Annotated in this window: 13 protein-coding genes, 2 pseudogenes and 1 riboswitch; of the genes and pseudogenes, 9 read left to right on the top strand and 6 right to left on the bottom strand. The window is 70.1% G+C overall.

Features of this window, described 5'->3' with window-relative positions; translation table 11 throughout:
- Positions 1–221 precede the first annotated feature (221 nt).
- Positions 222–1,757 (top strand): helix-turn-helix transcriptional regulator, encoded by a 1,536-nt coding sequence (locus tag Bsp3421_RS14955; RefSeq protein ID WP_273996713.1) that lies wholly within the window; start codon positions 222–224, stop codon positions 1,755–1,757.
- Positions 1,758–1,886: 129 nt separating this feature from the next.
- Positions 1,887–2,078 carry a CsbD family protein gene (locus tag Bsp3421_RS14950; RefSeq protein WP_273996712.1) on the top strand — a complete coding sequence of 64 codons (192 nt, stop codon included), beginning with the start codon at positions 1,887–1,889 and terminating at the stop codon, positions 2,076–2,078.
- A gap of 66 nt (positions 2,079–2,144) precedes the next feature.
- Here Bsp3421_RS14950 and Bsp3421_RS14945 read toward each other — a convergent pair whose 3' ends face one another.
- Complete coding sequence (locus Bsp3421_RS14945; protein ID WP_273996711.1) at positions 2,145–3,455, bottom strand: haloacid dehalogenase-like hydrolase; 1,311 nt, start codon at positions 3,453–3,455, stop codon at positions 2,145–2,147.
- Between the two features lie 275 nt (positions 3,456–3,730).
- Here Bsp3421_RS14945 and Bsp3421_RS14940 point away from each other — a divergent pair, with 275 nt between their 5' ends.
- The 4 genes and pseudogenes from Bsp3421_RS14940 (at position 3,731) to Bsp3421_RS14925 (ending at position 8,189) form a co-directional block, all read left to right on the top strand.
- Complete coding sequence (locus tag Bsp3421_RS14940; protein ID WP_273998408.1) at positions 3,731–5,032, top strand: MASE1 domain-containing protein; 1,302 nt, start codon at positions 3,731–3,733, stop codon at positions 5,030–5,032.
- A 21-nt stretch (positions 5,033–5,053) separates the two neighbouring features.
- On the top strand, positions 5,054–5,869 hold the full coding sequence (locus tag Bsp3421_RS14935; RefSeq protein WP_273996710.1) for an alpha/beta hydrolase: 816 nt from the start codon (positions 5,054–5,056) through the stop codon (positions 5,867–5,869).
- 104 nt (positions 5,870–5,973) lie between these two features.
- Positions 5,974–6,704, top strand: a pseudogene (locus Bsp3421_RS14930) (haloacid dehalogenase type II).
- Between the two features lie 50 nt (positions 6,705–6,754).
- A riboswitch (Fluoride riboswitch) is annotated at positions 6,755–6,821 on the top strand.
- Between the two features lie 81 nt (positions 6,822–6,902).
- Positions 6,903–8,189: a voltage-gated chloride channel family protein gene (locus Bsp3421_RS14925; RefSeq protein ID WP_273996709.1), complete on the top strand. Its 1,287-nt coding sequence runs from the start codon at positions 6,903–6,905 to the stop codon at positions 8,187–8,189.
- Between the two features lie 16 nt (positions 8,190–8,205).
- Here the strand turns inward: Bsp3421_RS14925 and Bsp3421_RS14920 are convergent, their stop codons facing one another.
- The 3 genes from Bsp3421_RS14920 to Bsp3421_RS14910 form a co-directional block, all read right to left on the bottom strand.
- A complete protein-coding gene (locus Bsp3421_RS14920; protein ID WP_273996708.1) occupies positions 8,206–9,135 on the bottom strand; it encodes a CPBP family intramembrane glutamic endopeptidase in 930 nt (309 codons plus the stop codon).
- 335 nt (positions 9,136–9,470) lie between these two features.
- Entirely contained in the window at positions 9,471–9,725 is a 255-nt protein-coding gene (locus Bsp3421_RS14915; protein ID WP_273996707.1) for a hypothetical protein, read from the bottom strand.
- Between the two features lie 1,190 nt (positions 9,726–10,915).
- A complete protein-coding gene (locus tag Bsp3421_RS14910) occupies positions 10,916–12,064 on the bottom strand; it encodes an acyltransferase family protein (RefSeq protein ID WP_273996706.1) in 1,149 nt (382 codons plus the stop codon).
- 193 nt (positions 12,065–12,257) lie between these two features.
- On the opposite strand from Bsp3421_RS14910, the gene Bsp3421_RS14905 reads away from it, so the two are divergent.
- Complete coding sequence (locus tag Bsp3421_RS14905) at positions 12,258–12,479, top strand: ParD-like family protein (protein ID WP_273996705.1); 222 nt, start codon at positions 12,258–12,260, stop codon at positions 12,477–12,479.
- Positions 12,479–13,267, top strand: coding sequence for a type I methionyl aminopeptidase (map, locus tag Bsp3421_RS14900; RefSeq protein ID WP_273996704.1), 789 nt, complete (start codon positions 12,479–12,481; stop codon positions 13,265–13,267). The genes Bsp3421_RS14905 and map overlap by 1 nt, the downstream gene beginning before the upstream one ends.
- Positions 13,268–13,441: 174 nt before the next feature.
- Here map and Bsp3421_RS34420 read toward each other — a convergent pair.
- Positions 13,442–13,588, bottom strand: a pseudogene (locus Bsp3421_RS34420) (nucleotidyl transferase AbiEii/AbiGii toxin family protein); the annotation flags it as partial.
- A gap of 4 nt (positions 13,589–13,592) precedes the next feature.
- Here Bsp3421_RS34420 and Bsp3421_RS14895 point away from each other — a divergent pair.
- The gene (locus tag Bsp3421_RS14895) at positions 13,593–13,958 is read left to right on the top strand and encodes a methyl-accepting chemotaxis protein (protein ID WP_443111454.1); all 366 of its coding nucleotides are present in this window, start codon (positions 13,593–13,595) and stop codon (positions 13,956–13,958) included.
- A gap of 19 nt (positions 13,959–13,977) precedes the next feature.
- On the opposite strand, the gene Bsp3421_RS14890 is transcribed toward Bsp3421_RS14895, so the two are convergent.
- Complete coding sequence (locus Bsp3421_RS14890; protein ID WP_273996703.1) at positions 13,978–14,601, bottom strand: lytic transglycosylase domain-containing protein; 624 nt, start codon at positions 14,599–14,601, stop codon at positions 13,978–13,980.
- Positions 14,602–14,688: the final 87 nt, after the last annotated feature.

Here is a 14,688-nt window from a genome sequence, read left to right as displayed (position 1 = left end):
CGGAACCCGACACCCGCGCGCGGGTCGGAACCGTGGGGCCGCCCAGGTGGGGCCGCCCAGGTGGGGCCGCCCAGGTGGGGCCGCCCAAGTCGGGCCGGCCAGGCTACCGGTGCGGATGCACTAGCCGAACGGGTGCATCCGCGCCTGGCGCGCGGCGCGCGCGGCGGCGAGCATCGCATGATGCGCCGGCCGCGCGGGCCGTGCGCCGCAACGGAGAACCGATGACCGATCCAGCCAACGAAGTGATCAACGAGCAGGCGCTCAAGACGCATACCGACCGGCGCCAGTTGCAGCAAATCATCACGGGCCTGACCGAAGGCGTGATTCTCGTCGAGCCGGACCAGCGGATCGTGTGGGCCAACGAGGCGGCGCTGTCGATGCATGGCGTGGCCGACCTCGCGGGGCTCGGCGCGGACGTCGACGCGTACCGCGCGCGCTTCCGGCTGCGCTACCGCAACAATCATCCGGTGCAGGACGGGCACTACCCGATGGACCGGGTGATCGCCGGCGAGGCGTTCACCGACGTCACGGTCGAGGTGGCGCCAGCCGACGCCGAAGACATCGTCTGGGTGCACCGGATCCGCGGCCTGGTGTTGACCAACCACGCGGGCGAACCCGACTGCCTCGCGCTGGTGCTGCACGACGCGACCGAATGGGCGAGCGCCGAGCAGCGCTTCGAGCGCACCTTCAATGCGAATCCCGCGCCCGCCGTGATCTGCCGGCTCGGCGACTTCCGCTACATCAAGGTCAACCAGGGCTTTCTCGACATGACGGGCTACGTGCGCGACGACGTGATCGGGCGCTCCGTCTACGAGCTGGACGTGTTCGAGCACGCGGACGACCGCGAGCTGGCGATCCAGCGGCTCGCGGACGGCATGACGGTGCCGCAGATGGAGGCGCTGCTGAAGCTGCCGACGGGCGGCGCGAAGGCGGTGGTGGTCGCCGGCCAGCCGATCGATATCGGCGAGGAGGCGTGCATGCTGTTCACGTTCATGGATCTGGAGCCGCGCAAGCAGGCGGAATCGGCGCTGCGGCAGAGCGAGGAGCGCTTCGCGAAGGCGTTCCGGATGGCGCCCGTCGCGATGGCGATCATGACCGCCGCGCGCTCCGAGCTGCTCGACGTGAACGCCGCGTTCGTCGAGCTGACCGGGCACGCGCACGAGGACGCGCTGGGCCGCTCGACGGACGAACTCGGGCTGTGGGCCGACGGCGACGCGCAGCGGCAGATCGCGGCGCTGCTGGAGCGCGCGGGCGGCGGCGCGCGCAACGCGGAGGTGCGCATCGATACGCACGGCGGCGAGCGGCTCGACTGCGTGGTGTCGGCGGATCACGTCGCGATCCACGGGCAGGACTGCATCCTGATTGCGCTGCTCGACATCAGCGAGCGCAAGCGCACCGAGATGGAACTGGTGCAGGCGATCGAGACCGCGATGCAGGACGCCTCGTGGTTCAGCCGCACGCTGATCGAGAAGCTCGCGAACGTGCGCCGCGCGAACGCGCCCGATGCGGGCGCGCAGCTGTCCGACCTGACCGCGCGCGAACGCGAGGTGTTCGAGCTGCTGTGCGCGGGGCTCGCCGACAAGGAGATCGCGGCCCGCCTCGGGCTCGCGCCGAACACGGTGCGCAATCATGTCGCGACGATCTACACCAAGCTCGACGTGCACAGCCGCGGCGAGGCGATCGTATGGGCGCGCGAGCGCGGCATCGCGGGGCCGGCCGAACCGCCCGCGCGCGGCGGCGCGAAGGGGCGTCGCTGAGCGACCGGTGCGGATGCACCTGCGACGGCGGGGCATTCGCACCTGTCGCGCGCGCGCCGCGTTTGCGATGCTGTCGACAGCCGGCCGCGCGACGGCCGGCCTTCCTTGCATTTTCCGAAGGAGTCGACCATGGACAGGAATCGCATCGACGGCAAGCTCAGGCAGATCCGGGGCTCGGTCAAGGAGGCGCTCGGCAAGGTGATGGGCGATCGCCGCGCCGAGGCGGAAGGGCTCGCGGAACAGGCCGCGGGCCGCGTGCAGGAGCAGGCGGGCATCGCCGCCGACGCGGTGCGCCGCCGGCGCGACGGCCGCGCGAAGTAGCGGCTTGCCGGGCGGGCGAAGACGGCGGCGGGGGCGTGCGTCGCCGGCCCGCCCCCGCTTCACCGCTTACGCGAGCAGCTTCGGCTCGGTCTTGCCGTACTTGAGCGAGCGTTCGTCCGCCGTCATCAGGCCCGTGTACTCGTTGCGCCCCTGCAGCACCAGCCGCGCATCGGCGCGCCCGAGCTGCGCGGCGGCGCGCTGGCTGTCGAGGCCGATCTCGCCCGTCTTCATCCGGTTGACGATCACGCCGACCGCCGTGTCGTCGAAGTCGCGCAGCATCCACGCATCGCCGTCGCTGTCGCCGAACACGAGCAGCGGCCCGTAGCCCTTGGCCGACCGCAGCACGTTGCGGATCCCGACCGTCTTGCCCGGCCCGTAGTTGAAGTGCCAGTCCGGCGCATAGGCGTTGACGTAGCGGTCGTCCTGCATCACGAGCCGCATGCCGATCACGTTCGCCGCCGGCACGCCGTAGCCGAACGCGGGATGCCCCGCGAACACGCGCACCACGTCGTCGAGCGATGCCGTGCTGATGTAGACGTCGATGCCGTTCGAGCGCAGCGTGTCCATCAGCGCGCGGATCTCCTCGTGGATCCGGATGCCGTGGAAATGCGTGGCCGCGACCACGCCCGCGCGGCCCGGCTCCGCGCGCGAGCTTTCATAGGTGACCTTGCGCAGCGCGTCGCCGAGGTTGGCGGTGTTGCTCTCGTAGGCCATCGTCATCAGTTCGTCGCGGCTCAGGTTCGCGAACCAGTACATGATCCACTTGTAGCCGATCTCCACCGGATAGGTGTCGCAGATCGCGTCGTACATGAAATACAGCTTCGCGCGGAAATCCTTGAAGGCCTCGCTGCGCTGGATCTCGGCGAGCGGCAGCGTGCCGCCGAGCCCGTCGTAGTGCGCGTGCAGCCAGCGATAGTCGCGCTCGACGTCGGCGGCGATGTCGGCCATCGCGACCGGCTTGCCGTCGACCGTGCGGTAGCCGAGCGAGGCGTCGAAGGGCCCGTCCGGCACGCCCTGGCGCAGGATCGTCGCGAACTGGTCCGGCGTCAGCCGATAGCGCAGGTGGTCGATCTGATACATCATCAACGCCTCTTCACAGTCGTTCATGATGCAGGTGTTGTCCCAGTCGAACACCGCGTAGGGGCGTCGATCGGCGCGGTATGACGCGCTCTTCGCGCCGTGCGCGTCGATCACGGCGGCGAGGCGCGCGTAATTGCGCGGCGCCCAGCGCCCGGGCGTCAGCGACAGCGGCCCGGCGACGGCCGAGGCGGCGGTCGCGGTCGGCGCGGCGGCGCCGGTGTTCGTCCAGGCGCCGGCGAGCGCGGCGGCCGACGCGCCCGCGACCGAATGCACGAAGTGGCGGCGGTTCATCTTCATTGCGGGGGTCTCCTGAGCAAAGGGGAAAGCGCGCGCGGAATCGCGAAGCCAGCTTCCCCGCCCAAAAATGCGCGCGGCGTGCGAAATCGGACGCCGGTCAGCCAAATTGCGACCGGGGGCCGCGCCGGCCGAGGGCAGGAATTCGCAGACGGAACCGGTCCCCGGGTAAAATGGGCCGCGTTCGCGGGCTCGCGCGCCCGCGAACGCCTATCATGGCGGAATCGCCCGAACGCGCGGCAGGCATCAAGCGCCGCGCGGGACTCAAGGACACCTCGATGGACACCAAACGCTCCCGGCCCGGACTCGTGGCCGCGCTGCTCTGGGCGGCGCTGTATCTCGCGAGCGGTTATATCTCGCACCGGTTCAACGGCCCGATTCGCCTGACCGGCTATATCTGGCTGCCCGCCGGCGTCACGGTGGGCGCGTTCATGCTGCGCCCGATGCGCGAATGGCCCACGCTGGGCGGCGCCTTCCTGCTCGGCCAGCTCGCGCTGGTCGCGATCGAGCGCGGCAACCTGCTCAACGCGGTGCTGTTCACGGTCGACGAGGTCGGCGCGGCCGCGCTCGCGGTCTGGCTCGTGCGCCGCACGCGCTTCTCGCTCGAAGGGCTCTATTTCCTGCGCTCGGTGATCCTCGCCGCGCTCGTTGCCGGGGTGCTCGGCGCGCTCGGCGGCGCGGCCTGGTTCGCGCTCGTGAAGGGCGCATCGTTCATCGACGTCGGGCTCGTGTGGGCCGCGTCCGATTTCGTCGGCGTGCTGCTGATCACGCCCGTGCTCGCCTCGTGGTCGCGCTTTCGCGCACACCGCTCGGGCGACCACGAGCGCTTCGACGTGGTGCTCGGCATCGTGTCGTTCGTGCTGCTCGCGATCGGCGCGGTCGTGATCTTCGACGGCGACAGCGTCGACCGCTTCGGCGCCGGCGCCGGCGCGGGCTACGCGCTGACCTACATCCCGCTGTTCATGACGGTGGCCGTGACCGTGCTGCTGGGCGGGCGGGTCGGCTCGTCGTCGGTGCTGGTGCTCGCGCTGATCGTGATCCTGCAGACCGCGCAGGGCGACGGCCCGTTCGCGCTGCTCGACGAGCATCACGGCCGCTCGCTGCTCGAGGCGCAGCTGTATCTCGCGGTCGCCTCGCTGCTCGTGCTGACCGTGAGCACGCTCAAGACCACCCGCGAGCGCGTGCACGAACACGCGGCCGTCCTGCAGAACAACATGGAGCTGGCGCTCGCGAGCGCCGGCCAGATCGCCTACGTGCTCGATCCCGAGTCCGGGCGGATCGAATGGAGCGGCGAAGTGCAGCGCGTGTTCGGCGTCGGCGTGACGGCCGAGCAGATCGCGTGCCTGTCGGACGTGCTCGACCGCGTGCATCCGACCGATCGCGATGCACTGCATCGCTACTGGCGCGCCGCGATGGCGGGCGAGGAGCGCGCGCCGGTGTCGCTGCGCGTGGTGCGCCCCGACGGCGGCACCCAGGCGATCACCGACCACGGCGCGCCGCTGCTCGATTCGAACGTCGACGTGACGGTCGTGGCAGGCGTGTGGCAGCTCGAACGTCTCTATGCGGACACGGCAGAGTGAGCGACGGAGCGTGCGCCCATCATGAATGACCGCACCGGCGTCCTGCTGATCCATGGGCTCGGCGGCACCCAGTATGACCTCGGCTCTCTGCACAAGGCGATGCGGCGGGCGGGCGGCGACGCGCACATGATCACGCTGCCGGGCCACGGCACGCGCCCCGAGGATCTCGTCGGCGTGCGCGCGGAAGCGTGGCTCGACGCGGTCACCGAGCAATACCACGCGCTCGCGGCCGAATACGACACGCTGCACGTGGCGGGCATGTGCATGGGCGCGCTCGTCGCGCTGCTGCTGTGCCATCGCGTGCAGCACGCGCGCGGCCGGCTCGCGCTGCTCGCGGCGCCGGTGTTCATCGACGGCTGGTCGACGCCCTGGTATCGCGCGCTGCGCCACCTGCTGTACCACATGCCCGGCGTGCCGGCGCGGCTGCGGGTGGAGGAGGGTGATCCCTACGGCCTCAAGAACCCGCTGATCCGCGCGATCGTGAAGAAGAAATTCGAGCGCGCGGACAACTTCCATTATCCGTGGGTGCCGCTCGCGTGCATTCGCCAGGTCGACCGGATGCGCGACTGGGTGCGCGCGGCCGCGCCCGAGACGTCCTGCCCGACGCTGGTCCTGCACGCGCGCGAGGACGAACTGACGAGCCTGCGTTCGGCCGAATTCCTGCAGGCGGTGCTGCCCGATGCGCGCGGGATCGTGCTCGAGAACAGCTATCACATGATCTGCGCCGACAACGATCGCGAGGCGGTGGCGCGCGAGGTGCTCGCGTTCTTCGGCTTCGATCCCGCGCACGCGGTGAGCCCCGCGATGGCGCGCCGGCAGGGGCGCGCCGCGGCCTGAGCATGCCCGATAATCGCCGACGGTGCGGCGGGCGCCGTATCCGCCCGCGCCGCCCGCGCCGCCCGCGCCGGGCGAGCCGGCGCGTCAACGCAGACGGGGGCGTGATGGGATTCACTGAAGTGAAGGTCCTGTTGTTCGACGTGTTCGGCACGGTGGTCGACTGGCGCGCGGGCGTGATCCGCGACGCCGCGACGTTCCTGGCCCGCCACGGGCGCGCGGATGCCGATCCGGCGGCATTCGCGGACGCCTGGCGCGCGCGCTACAGCCCGTCGATGGAAGCGGTGCGCAGCGGCCGCCGGCCGTTCACGCGGCTCGACGTGCTGCACCGGGAAAATCTCGAAGCGATTCTGCCGGCGTTCGGCATCGAACGCGCGGCGGTGCCCGACGCGGCGCTCGACGCACTCAATCTCGCGTGGCACCGGCTCGATCCATGGCCGGACGCGGTGGCGGGGCTCGCGCGGCTGAAGGCGCGCTACGTGATCGCCCCGCTGTCGAACGGCAACATCGCGCTGATGCTCGACGTCGCGAAGCGCGCGGGCTTGCCGTGGGACGCGATTCTCGGCGCGGAGGTCGTGCAGGCGTACAAGCCGTCGCCCGAATCGTATCTGCGCACCGCCGACCTGCTCGCGCGGCGGCCCGAGGAGATCTGCCTCGTGGCCGCGCACAACGGAGACCTCGCGACCTCGCGGCCGCGCGGCGCTGCGGCCTGCGCACCGCATTCGTCGCGCGGCCTCGCGAGCACGGGCCCGCGCAGACCACCGACCTGCGCGCCGAATCCGACTGGGACGCGGTTGCGCCCGACTTCCTCGCGCTCGCGGACCCGCTCGGCGCGTGAGCGCGCGGCGCGCGGCGCGCGCCGTGCGACGCCGGAATCGCGTAGAATGACGCGCTTCCGGAGATGGCATGCCTCCGTATAACCGCCGGTCAGCCGGCTGATGATGCCTACGCGTTCCTGGGTGCAGGAGGTCGTAGGCCGTCTGGTGCAAGTGGCGTTCTGCCGCCCGGGTTTGATGTCCTGTCAAATCTGCTGCTCATGAAATCTCTCGTCTCGATCGAACCGGCCGCGCTGTTCGCGCATCTCGGCCGCTGGCTCGCGTTGTCGAGCGCGCTCGGCGTACTCGCCGGCAGCGCGTCGGCGTTCTTCCTGTACGCGCTCGATGTCGCCACCGACACGCGTCTCGCGCATCCGTGGCTGCTCGCGGGGCTGCCGTTCGCGGGCTTCGCGACCGGTTGGGTGTACCACCGGATCGGCCGGTCGGTCGAAGGCGGCAACAACCTGCTGATCGACGAGATCCACGATCCGCGCCGGATCGTGCCGAAGCGCATGGGGCCGCTCGTGCTGGCGGCGACCGTCGTCACCCACCTGTTCGGCGGCTCGGCGGGCCGCGAGGGCACCGCGGTGCAGATGGGCGGCGCGCTCGCCGACCGTCTGACCGTGCTCGCCGGCCTCGATCGCGATGCACGCCGGATCCTGCTGATGGCCGGGATCGCCGCCGGCTTCTCGTCGGTGTTCGGCACGCCGCTCGCGGGCGCGGTGTTCGGGCTCGAAGTGCTGGCGATCGGACGGCTGCGCTACGACGCGTTGTTCGCCTGCGTGATCGCGGCGATCGTCGCGGACGCCGTGTGTCGCCTGTGGGGGGCGCACCATACCATCTACGCGGTGCCGCTGGTGCCGCCGCTGACCCTGTCGGGGTTCGCGTCGACGCTCGTCGCGGGGGTGGCGTTCGGCCTCGTGGGCCGGCTGTTCGCGCAGGCGACGCACGCGCTCGGCGCGCGTTTCAAGCAACGCATCGCCTATCCGCCGCTGCGGCCGTTCAGCGGCGGCGCGCTGGTCGCGGCGGCCGCGACCGCGCTGCACGCGCCGCAGTATCTCGGCCTCGGCATTCCGACCATCGAGGCGGCGTTTCATGGCCCGCTGCCGGCCTACGATTTCGCGGGGAAGTTTGCCTTCACCGTCGTGACGCTCGCATCGGGTTTCAAGGGCGGCGAGGTGACGCCGCTGTTCTACATCGGCGCGACGCTCGGCAACGCGCTCGGGCAGGTGCTCGCGCTGCCGGTGCCGGTATTGGCGGCGATGGGCTTCGTCGCGGTGTTCGCGGGCGCGGCGAATACGCCGATCGCGTCGACGCTGATGGCGATCGAGCTGTTCGGCGCGCCGATCGGCGTGCATGCGCTGCTGGCCTGCGTGGTCGCCTATTTGTTCTCGGGGCACATGGGCATCTATCGCGCGCAGCGGATCGGGACGGGCAAGCATCGGCCGTTGCCCGAGGACCTGCGCGCATCGGAACTCGCGACCGGGCGGCGCGCCGACGGCGCGTGACGGGTGGGGCCGGGCTTCAGGTCGCGCGCGCGGGCCGTTGCCGCGCGGCCGCGGGCAGGCCGCGCCATGCGATCAGCGCGAGCACGGCGAGCGCGGGGAATACCAGCACGCTGGCCTCGGGACCGACCGTGCCGCCGCTCAGCCAGACCGGCCCGGTCGCCTGGCTCGTCAGCAGGTTGCCCTGTGCGACGAGCCCGCTGTCGGCCGCGCCGAACAGGAACGACTCGCTCCAGTCCCAGGTCGCGTGCAGGCCGATCGCCCACCACAGCGAGCCGGTGCGCCAGATCGCGAGGCAGGCGACGAAGCCGTAGATCATGACCGGCACCACGCCGGCGAGATTCTCGCCGCGGTTCGCCGCGTGCGACAGGCCGAATGCGAACGAGGTGAGCGCCGTCGCGATGACGGGATGCGTGCCGCGCGCGAGGCGGAAGAACACATAGCCGCGAAACGCGATCTCCTCGGCCGCCGCGACGAGCACGAACGCGATCGCCCATTGCAATCCGGAGACGAGCGCGACCGGCGCGCGCGCGCCCGAGTGGTGGGTCGTTGCGCCGCCGAGCGCGATCAGCGTGAGCATCAGCACGCTGAAGATCGCCACGCTGCACAGCGCGCCGAGCGTGAACTGCACGGCTCCGCGCGGCGCGCGCAGGCCGAAGTCGAGCCACGGCGCGCGGTCGAGGTGGGCCATCGCGCGGGTCGCGGCCAGTGCGGCGATGCACAGCGCGAGTTCGAACTGGATCTGGGTCGGCGCGTTCATCACGCCGTGAAACTCGAACGGATGGCCGAGCCGCCGGCATGCCCAAGCGAACCCCGCCATGATCGCGGCGATGAGTGCGCAATAGAGCAGCGCGGCCCAGCCGGCGCGCAAGCCGCGCGGTCCGAGCCACAGGGTTCTGAGACGAAAAGACGACGTGTTGAGCGAGCCGGTTCTCTTGACCGCTTTCATGTCTGTAATCCTTTCCATTCGTAAGCGTGTGAGCGCCTGATCTTTCGTGCGCCTTGCAGGCAGCGTGTCGCGTGTCGTGTGATGCACGGGGGCGAATGGTAACTCCGGGCGCGCGTTATGTGGCGGCGATCGTGTGCGGCGTGGTGGCGCGTGGCGGCGGGTGCGGTCGTCGCTTCGGTGGTGGTGAGGAGACGGTGGGTGGTCGTAGGCGCGATCGGGAATGGCGATCGGCCGTCGCGGCTTGATGGTGTGACGGTGTGATGGTGCGATGTCGATTGCGCGCGGATGCGGCGCGCAATCGGCGTGGTGCGAAGGCGAGCGTATCGGTGGGCGGCTTATTGCCCGAGGTCGCGCGCGGTGGCTTCGTTGTGCCCCTCGCGCCAGATCGCGGCGAAACGGCTGCCCGCGTGATAGGGGTTGGGGCGACGCGCGACGTAGTCGTCGATGCCCTGGCAGTACGCGCCGTACAACGTCAATGGCGGATTCTTCACGCCGGGCGCGCCGCGTGCGGGGGTGATGAGCCGTACGCCGTCGATGATCTCGAGCGCGTCGGCGGGCGCGGGTCCATGCGCGAATTCGACGATGTCCATGTTGGCCTCCCTGAGCCTGTTTTGTCTTGTATTCAGCAATAAGAGTGCCAAGGCGAAGCGCGGGAGAGGATCACGGTGGGATGCGGGTTCGCGCGCGTGCGCCGCGCGCGCGATGGCCGGTGTTACGGCGCGTGTAACGTGACATGGCGCGGCGCGTGCGTCGATGGACGGCGCTGAGTGGTTGGGAACGGTGTGTTCGTCGAACGTGAAGCGGCGCAAGGTTGGCGAAGAATGTCAACGCGGGGGCGGGGAGCGCAGTAGAGCGGCCCGGAGCGCGGGAGCGGTGAACGATGCGAGCGGCCGAGACGTATCGATGCGGCTCGCGCGTGAAGCTGCGAGGTGCCTCGTTGTGCGCGCAGCGTTTGAGTTCGCTGGATTGGAGATTCACGGGCTGGCGCGGATGGGCGGCGTGCGAGTGTGCGTCGATGGATGCGAGCGCGGGGTGGCGTGCGTGTCACTGAGCGAGGCGCTGGCGATTGCTGGATTGACGATTCACGGAATGGCGCGGACGAGTGGCGTGCGGTCATGCATCGAGAGGATGCGAGCGCGGGGTGGCGTGCGTGTCGCTGAGCGAGGCGCTGGCGATTGCTGGATTGACGATTCACGGAATGGCGCAGACGAGTGGCGTGCGGTCATGCACCGAGAGGATGCGAGCGCGGGGCGGCGTGCGTTTCATTGAGCGAGGCGCTGGCGGTTGCCGAGCTTGAAATGTGTGGATTGGCGCGGATGAGCGATGCGCATGCAGGTATCGATGCAGCTTGCACACGGCGACGCGTAGTTCATTGAACGCGATGCGCCGGGTTGCGAAGGATGAGAAATTCGCGGACAGGTTCAGGCGAGCGCCGGGCACGCATCGATGCGAATCGCGCGCGAGGCGACGCGTGCGTCATTGAATGCGAAGCGCCGGCTGCGCCGGATCGTAAATTCGCGGGCTCGCGTGGATGAACCGCGCACAAGCGCGCATCGATGCGGCTCGTGCGTGAGCGGCGCGCCGTTTCCACGTGCGCGGCGGACGTGCTCGTCGCACTGGATTCCGATCCGCGTGGCGCTCCGCGCCGATGCGGCGCCCACCGAGTCGTCGTGCGCCGCGCCCTGCAAGCGGATGAAACGACGCGGCCGCGGCACGCACACGGATGCATGCGCAACGGGTATGCAAACGGCGCAGGTGGTCCGCCCACGGCGCGACGCGTCTACTCGGTCGGCGACAGCGGCGGCCCGAGGCTCTCGGCCGTTGCAGCAGCGGCTCGCGCGGCGGCGGGTTGCGAGAGCCGATCCTTGATGCGCAGGAACGGTGTTTCGATGCAGGCGTGGCTGAGCGCCGCCGCCGCGAGCGCGGCCGCGACGCCGAGCGGAAACGGCAGCGTCGCGGGCCCGCCCGGATGCATGAACAACTGTTGCCACAGATAGAGGCTGAACGAAATCGTGCCGACGAAGCCGAATGCACGCGTGCGCAGCAGCCGTGAGAACCAGAAATCCGGCCGCGCGATCAGCACCGCGATCAGCAGCCCGGCGAGCCCCGCTTCGAGGGTCACGCCGTAGGTCGCATACCAGAAGCCGCCGAGCCGCGCCTCGACGATCGGCATCGCCACCAGCAATACCAGCACGATGGCCGTGGGCGCGCGCGAACGGCGCGGCCAGGCGCGGATCCACGCATCGAGCCGCTCGGCGTTGAGCGCGATCCAGCAGCCGACGAGAATCGGATCGACGCCCGTGTGGAGCATCATGCCGAGCTGCCCGCGCAGCGCGGGCGCGGCGAAGTAGGTGGCGGCGCGCCCGAGCGGCACCGCGACGATCAGCACGACGAGCACGATGAGCACGCGCTGGCCGCGCCGCCGGTACAGCCCGGCGAGCAGCAGCGGCCACAGCCAGTAGAACTGCTCCTCCAGCGCGAGCGTCCAGAAATGACCGAGATACCACGCGCCGTCCGGGTGGCGGAGATTGTCGGCCGCGAGCCCGACGAGTCCGGCATAGTTCCAAAGATGCAGCGCGGCGTACGCGAGCTGGCGCGGCGTGACGTCGAGCCAGCCGGCATACGCGAGCGCGGCGATCGCCAGCAGATAGACATAGAAGGCCGGCCAGATCCGCAGCGCACGCTTCGCATAGAAGCGGCCGAGCCGCAGCCGGTGGCTGCGCGCCAGTTCGTCGTCCAGCTGGCGGGTGATCAGGAAGCCGCTCAACACGAAGAAGATCAGCACGCCCAGGCGGCCGTCGGCGATCAGCCGCAGCGGCGCGAGCCCGTGCGTGTAGCCGCCCGCGCGCGTGTGCTCCGCATGGCCGAGCACGACGAGCGTCACCGCGACGGCGCGCAATCCCGTCAGCGCCTGTACCCGATTGTTCATGGTCGATGCCCGTTCCGTCCCGCTCGATTCGGCTGCCGGCTGCACGGCGTCGCGGGATGCGACGCCCCGGTGCGTCGCCACGATTCCACGAAAAATCTCGAAATAAAATCGCCAAAAATGCGCGCTGGGCGCGCAGCGCCCGGATGCTCTGCTAATATACGATCCGTATATGAAACGTATAAGGATGAATGTGATGGGCATCGTCAAGATCTCCGAGCAGATGCATGAATCGCTGCGCCGTGCGAGCGGCGCGCTGAGCCGCTCGATCAATGCGCAGGCGGAGCATTGGCTGCGCGTGGGCATGGTGGCCGAACTGAATCCCACCCTCAGCTACGGCGAGATCTGCCGGGTGCTGCTCGACGCCGAGACGGGCGGCGCGGCGCTCGCGCGCGACGATTTCGCGAAGGTCGCGTGATGGCGGGGCGTCGCAAGGTGGCGATCCGCAATCAGGCGGAGATCGCGCAGGCCCGGCGCGCGGGCGCGCTGGCCGCCGACGTGCTGGCGATGATCGCGCCGCACGTGCAGGCGGGCGTGACGACCAACGAGCTGGATCGGCTCTGCCACAACTACATCGTCGACGTGCTCGACGCGATTCCGGCGAACGTCGGCTATCACGGGTTCCCGAAGACGATCTGCGCGTCGGTCAACCACGTGGTATGCCACGGGATTCCGTCGGATCGGCGGCTCGAAGACGGCGACATCGTCAATATCGACGTCGCGGTGATCAAGGACAGCTGGTATGGCGACACGAGCCGCATGTATTGCGTCGGCACGGCGTCCCCGGATGCGCAGCGGCTGATCCGCGCGACCCATGACGCGATGATGGCGGGCGTCGCGCAGGTGCGGCCGGGCGCGACGCTCGGCGATGTCGGCCACGCGATCCAGTCGGTCGCGCAGCGCGAGGGCTACAGCGTGGTGCGCGAGTACTGCGGGCACGGCATCGGCCAGATCTACCACGACGAGCCGCAGGTGCTGCATTACGGGCGCCCGGGGATCGGGCTCACGCTCGCGCCCGGGATGATCTTCACGATCGAACCGATGCTGAACGCGGGCCGTCCCGAGACCCGCGAGCTGGCCGACGGCTGGACCGTGGTGACGCGCGACCGATCGTTGTCCGCGCAATGGGAGCACATGGTCGTCGTGACCGACAGCGGCGCGGAAATCCTGACGCCGTGGCCGGACGCGGATCGCGCGGCGGCGTGAGCGCGGCGCGCTGCGGCTCGCCGAGCGCTTCGGCTATCGGCGCGACGCGGAGGCCGTCTATCGGGGGCGTCCGACCGCGGTGCTGCGTCGCGCGGCCTGAGCGGCAGCGCGCGGCGAAGGCGCGGGCCGGTGAACCACATCGCATGTGCTCGCCAACGTACTATGTCGCGCGTATCAGACATCAGTGCCTATTGCGTCGCCTGGCGAACCGAAACCAATGCGCCGCCCATCGACCTCCGCCAAAAATTCCTCTTTGAATGCCGCGAGCAAGGCATCCGAATCATCGACAAAGCCCCCCAACTGCGTTGCGGCACGCGCCTTCGCGGTGGTCGCCGGCGAAGTGCGCAGCCTCGCGCAGCGCAGCTCCACGGCGGCGAAGGAGATCAAGAACCTGATCGAGACCACGACCGGGAACATCGCATCGGGCGCGGGCGTCGCGCGCGATGCGGGCGCCTCGATGCAGGCGATGGTCGGCGAGATCGCGCGGGTGGCGGCGTTGATGCAGGCGATCTCCGCCGCGTCCGCGCATCAGGGCACGGGGATCGGCCAGGTCAGCCAGGCGGTCCGGCAGATGGATGCGGTCACGCAGCAGAACGCCGCGCTCGTCGAGCAGGCGGCCGCCGCGTCGCACAGCATGCGCGAGCAGGCCGCGCAGATGAAGGAAGGGGTGCGGGCGTTTCGCCTCGCGTGACGCGCGGCGGGCGCGCGGCTCAGTTGGCGGACGCGACGCCCGCGTCGCTGGCCGCGGGGGCCGACGCGGGGCGCTCGACCACCTTGCTGAATTCGCCGACGTGCTTCTGGATCTTCTCGGCGTAGGCGGTCGAGCCGCCGTACTTCTTCAGCGCCAGCGTCACGTCGCCGCGCGCCGATTTCAGGTAGCCGTACAGGATCGCGGAACCGGCGTCGATGTTCGCGGTGGGCTCGGTCAGATCCTTGGTGTTCTTCAGCAGGCCGCGATGCGCGGACGGCACCACCTGCATCAGGCCGGTCGCCCCGTTCGAGCCGCGCGCCTTCTCCTTGAAGCGCGATTCGATCGAGATGATCGCGAGCAGCATCGCGGGCGGCAGCGAATATTTCGAGGCCGCGACGTCGACGGCGTTGGCGATCTGCACGGCCTTGTCGCGCGCGACGCCGAACTTGTGCATCAGGTAGCCGGACAGGCGGACATTGTCGGGCGGCGGCTGCGTCGGCGGCGGCTGCTCGGCGGCCGACGCGGCCGCAACCGCGGCGGCCGTGGCCGCCGACGCCGGGTCAGCGGGCTGCGGCTGTTGCTGGGCCAGCGCGGGGTGCGCACAGCCCAGCGCAAAAACGATCGGACAAAGGAACCGCCTCATGGTCGATGGGATCGTGTGCACGGGAACAGCCGGAGTATAGCGGGTCGCGCGGCGCGGCTCCGGTGAACCTTTCATATGCATTTCAAT

Origin of the sequence: Burkholderia sp. FERM BP-3421 (assembly GCF_028657905.1) — a bacterium.
GTDB lineage: Bacteria > Pseudomonadota > Gammaproteobacteria > Burkholderiales > Burkholderiaceae > Burkholderia.
The sequence above is the reverse complement of the archived record's forward strand: the minus strand, read 5'-3'. Positions and strand labels throughout refer to the sequence as shown.

What these genes read in the sequence shown, in the direction of transcription:
- Bsp3421_RS14955 (WP_273996713.1), top strand. Translation starts at nt 222, where the DNA reads ATGACCGATCCAGCCAACGAAGTGATCAACGAGCAGGCGCTCAAGACG.
- Bsp3421_RS14950 (WP_273996712.1), top strand. Translation starts at nt 1,887, where the DNA reads ATGGACAGGAATCGCATCGACGGCAAGCTCAGGCAGATCCGGGGCTCG.
- Bsp3421_RS14945 (WP_273996711.1), bottom strand. Translation starts at nt 3,455, where the DNA reads ATGAAGATGAACCGCCGCCACTTCGTGCATTCGGTCGCGGGCGCGTCG.
- Bsp3421_RS14940 (WP_273998408.1), top strand. Translation starts at nt 3,731, where the DNA reads ATGGACACCAAACGCTCCCGGCCCGGACTCGTGGCCGCGCTGCTCTGG.
- Bsp3421_RS14935 (WP_273996710.1), top strand. Translation starts at nt 5,054, where the DNA reads ATGAATGACCGCACCGGCGTCCTGCTGATCCATGGGCTCGGCGGCACC.
- Bsp3421_RS14925 (WP_273996709.1), top strand. Translation starts at nt 6,903, where the DNA reads ATGAAATCTCTCGTCTCGATCGAACCGGCCGCGCTGTTCGCGCATCTC.
- Bsp3421_RS14920 (WP_273996708.1), bottom strand. Translation starts at nt 9,135, where the DNA reads ATGAAAGCGGTCAAGAGAACCGGCTCGCTCAACACGTCGTCTTTTCGT.
- Bsp3421_RS14915 (WP_273996707.1), bottom strand. Translation starts at nt 9,725, where the DNA reads ATGGACATCGTCGAATTCGCGCATGGACCCGCGCCCGCCGACGCGCTC.
- Bsp3421_RS14910 (WP_273996706.1), bottom strand. Translation starts at nt 12,064, where the DNA reads ATGAACAATCGGGTACAGGCGCTGACGGGATTGCGCGCCGTCGCGGTG.
- Bsp3421_RS14905 (WP_273996705.1), top strand. Translation starts at nt 12,258, where the DNA reads ATGGGCATCGTCAAGATCTCCGAGCAGATGCATGAATCGCTGCGCCGT.
- map (WP_273996704.1), top strand. Translation starts at nt 12,479, where the DNA reads ATGGCGGGGCGTCGCAAGGTGGCGATCCGCAATCAGGCGGAGATCGCG.
- Bsp3421_RS14890 (WP_273996703.1), bottom strand. Translation starts at nt 14,601, where the DNA reads ATGAGGCGGTTCCTTTGTCCGATCGTTTTTGCGCTGGGCTGTGCGCAC.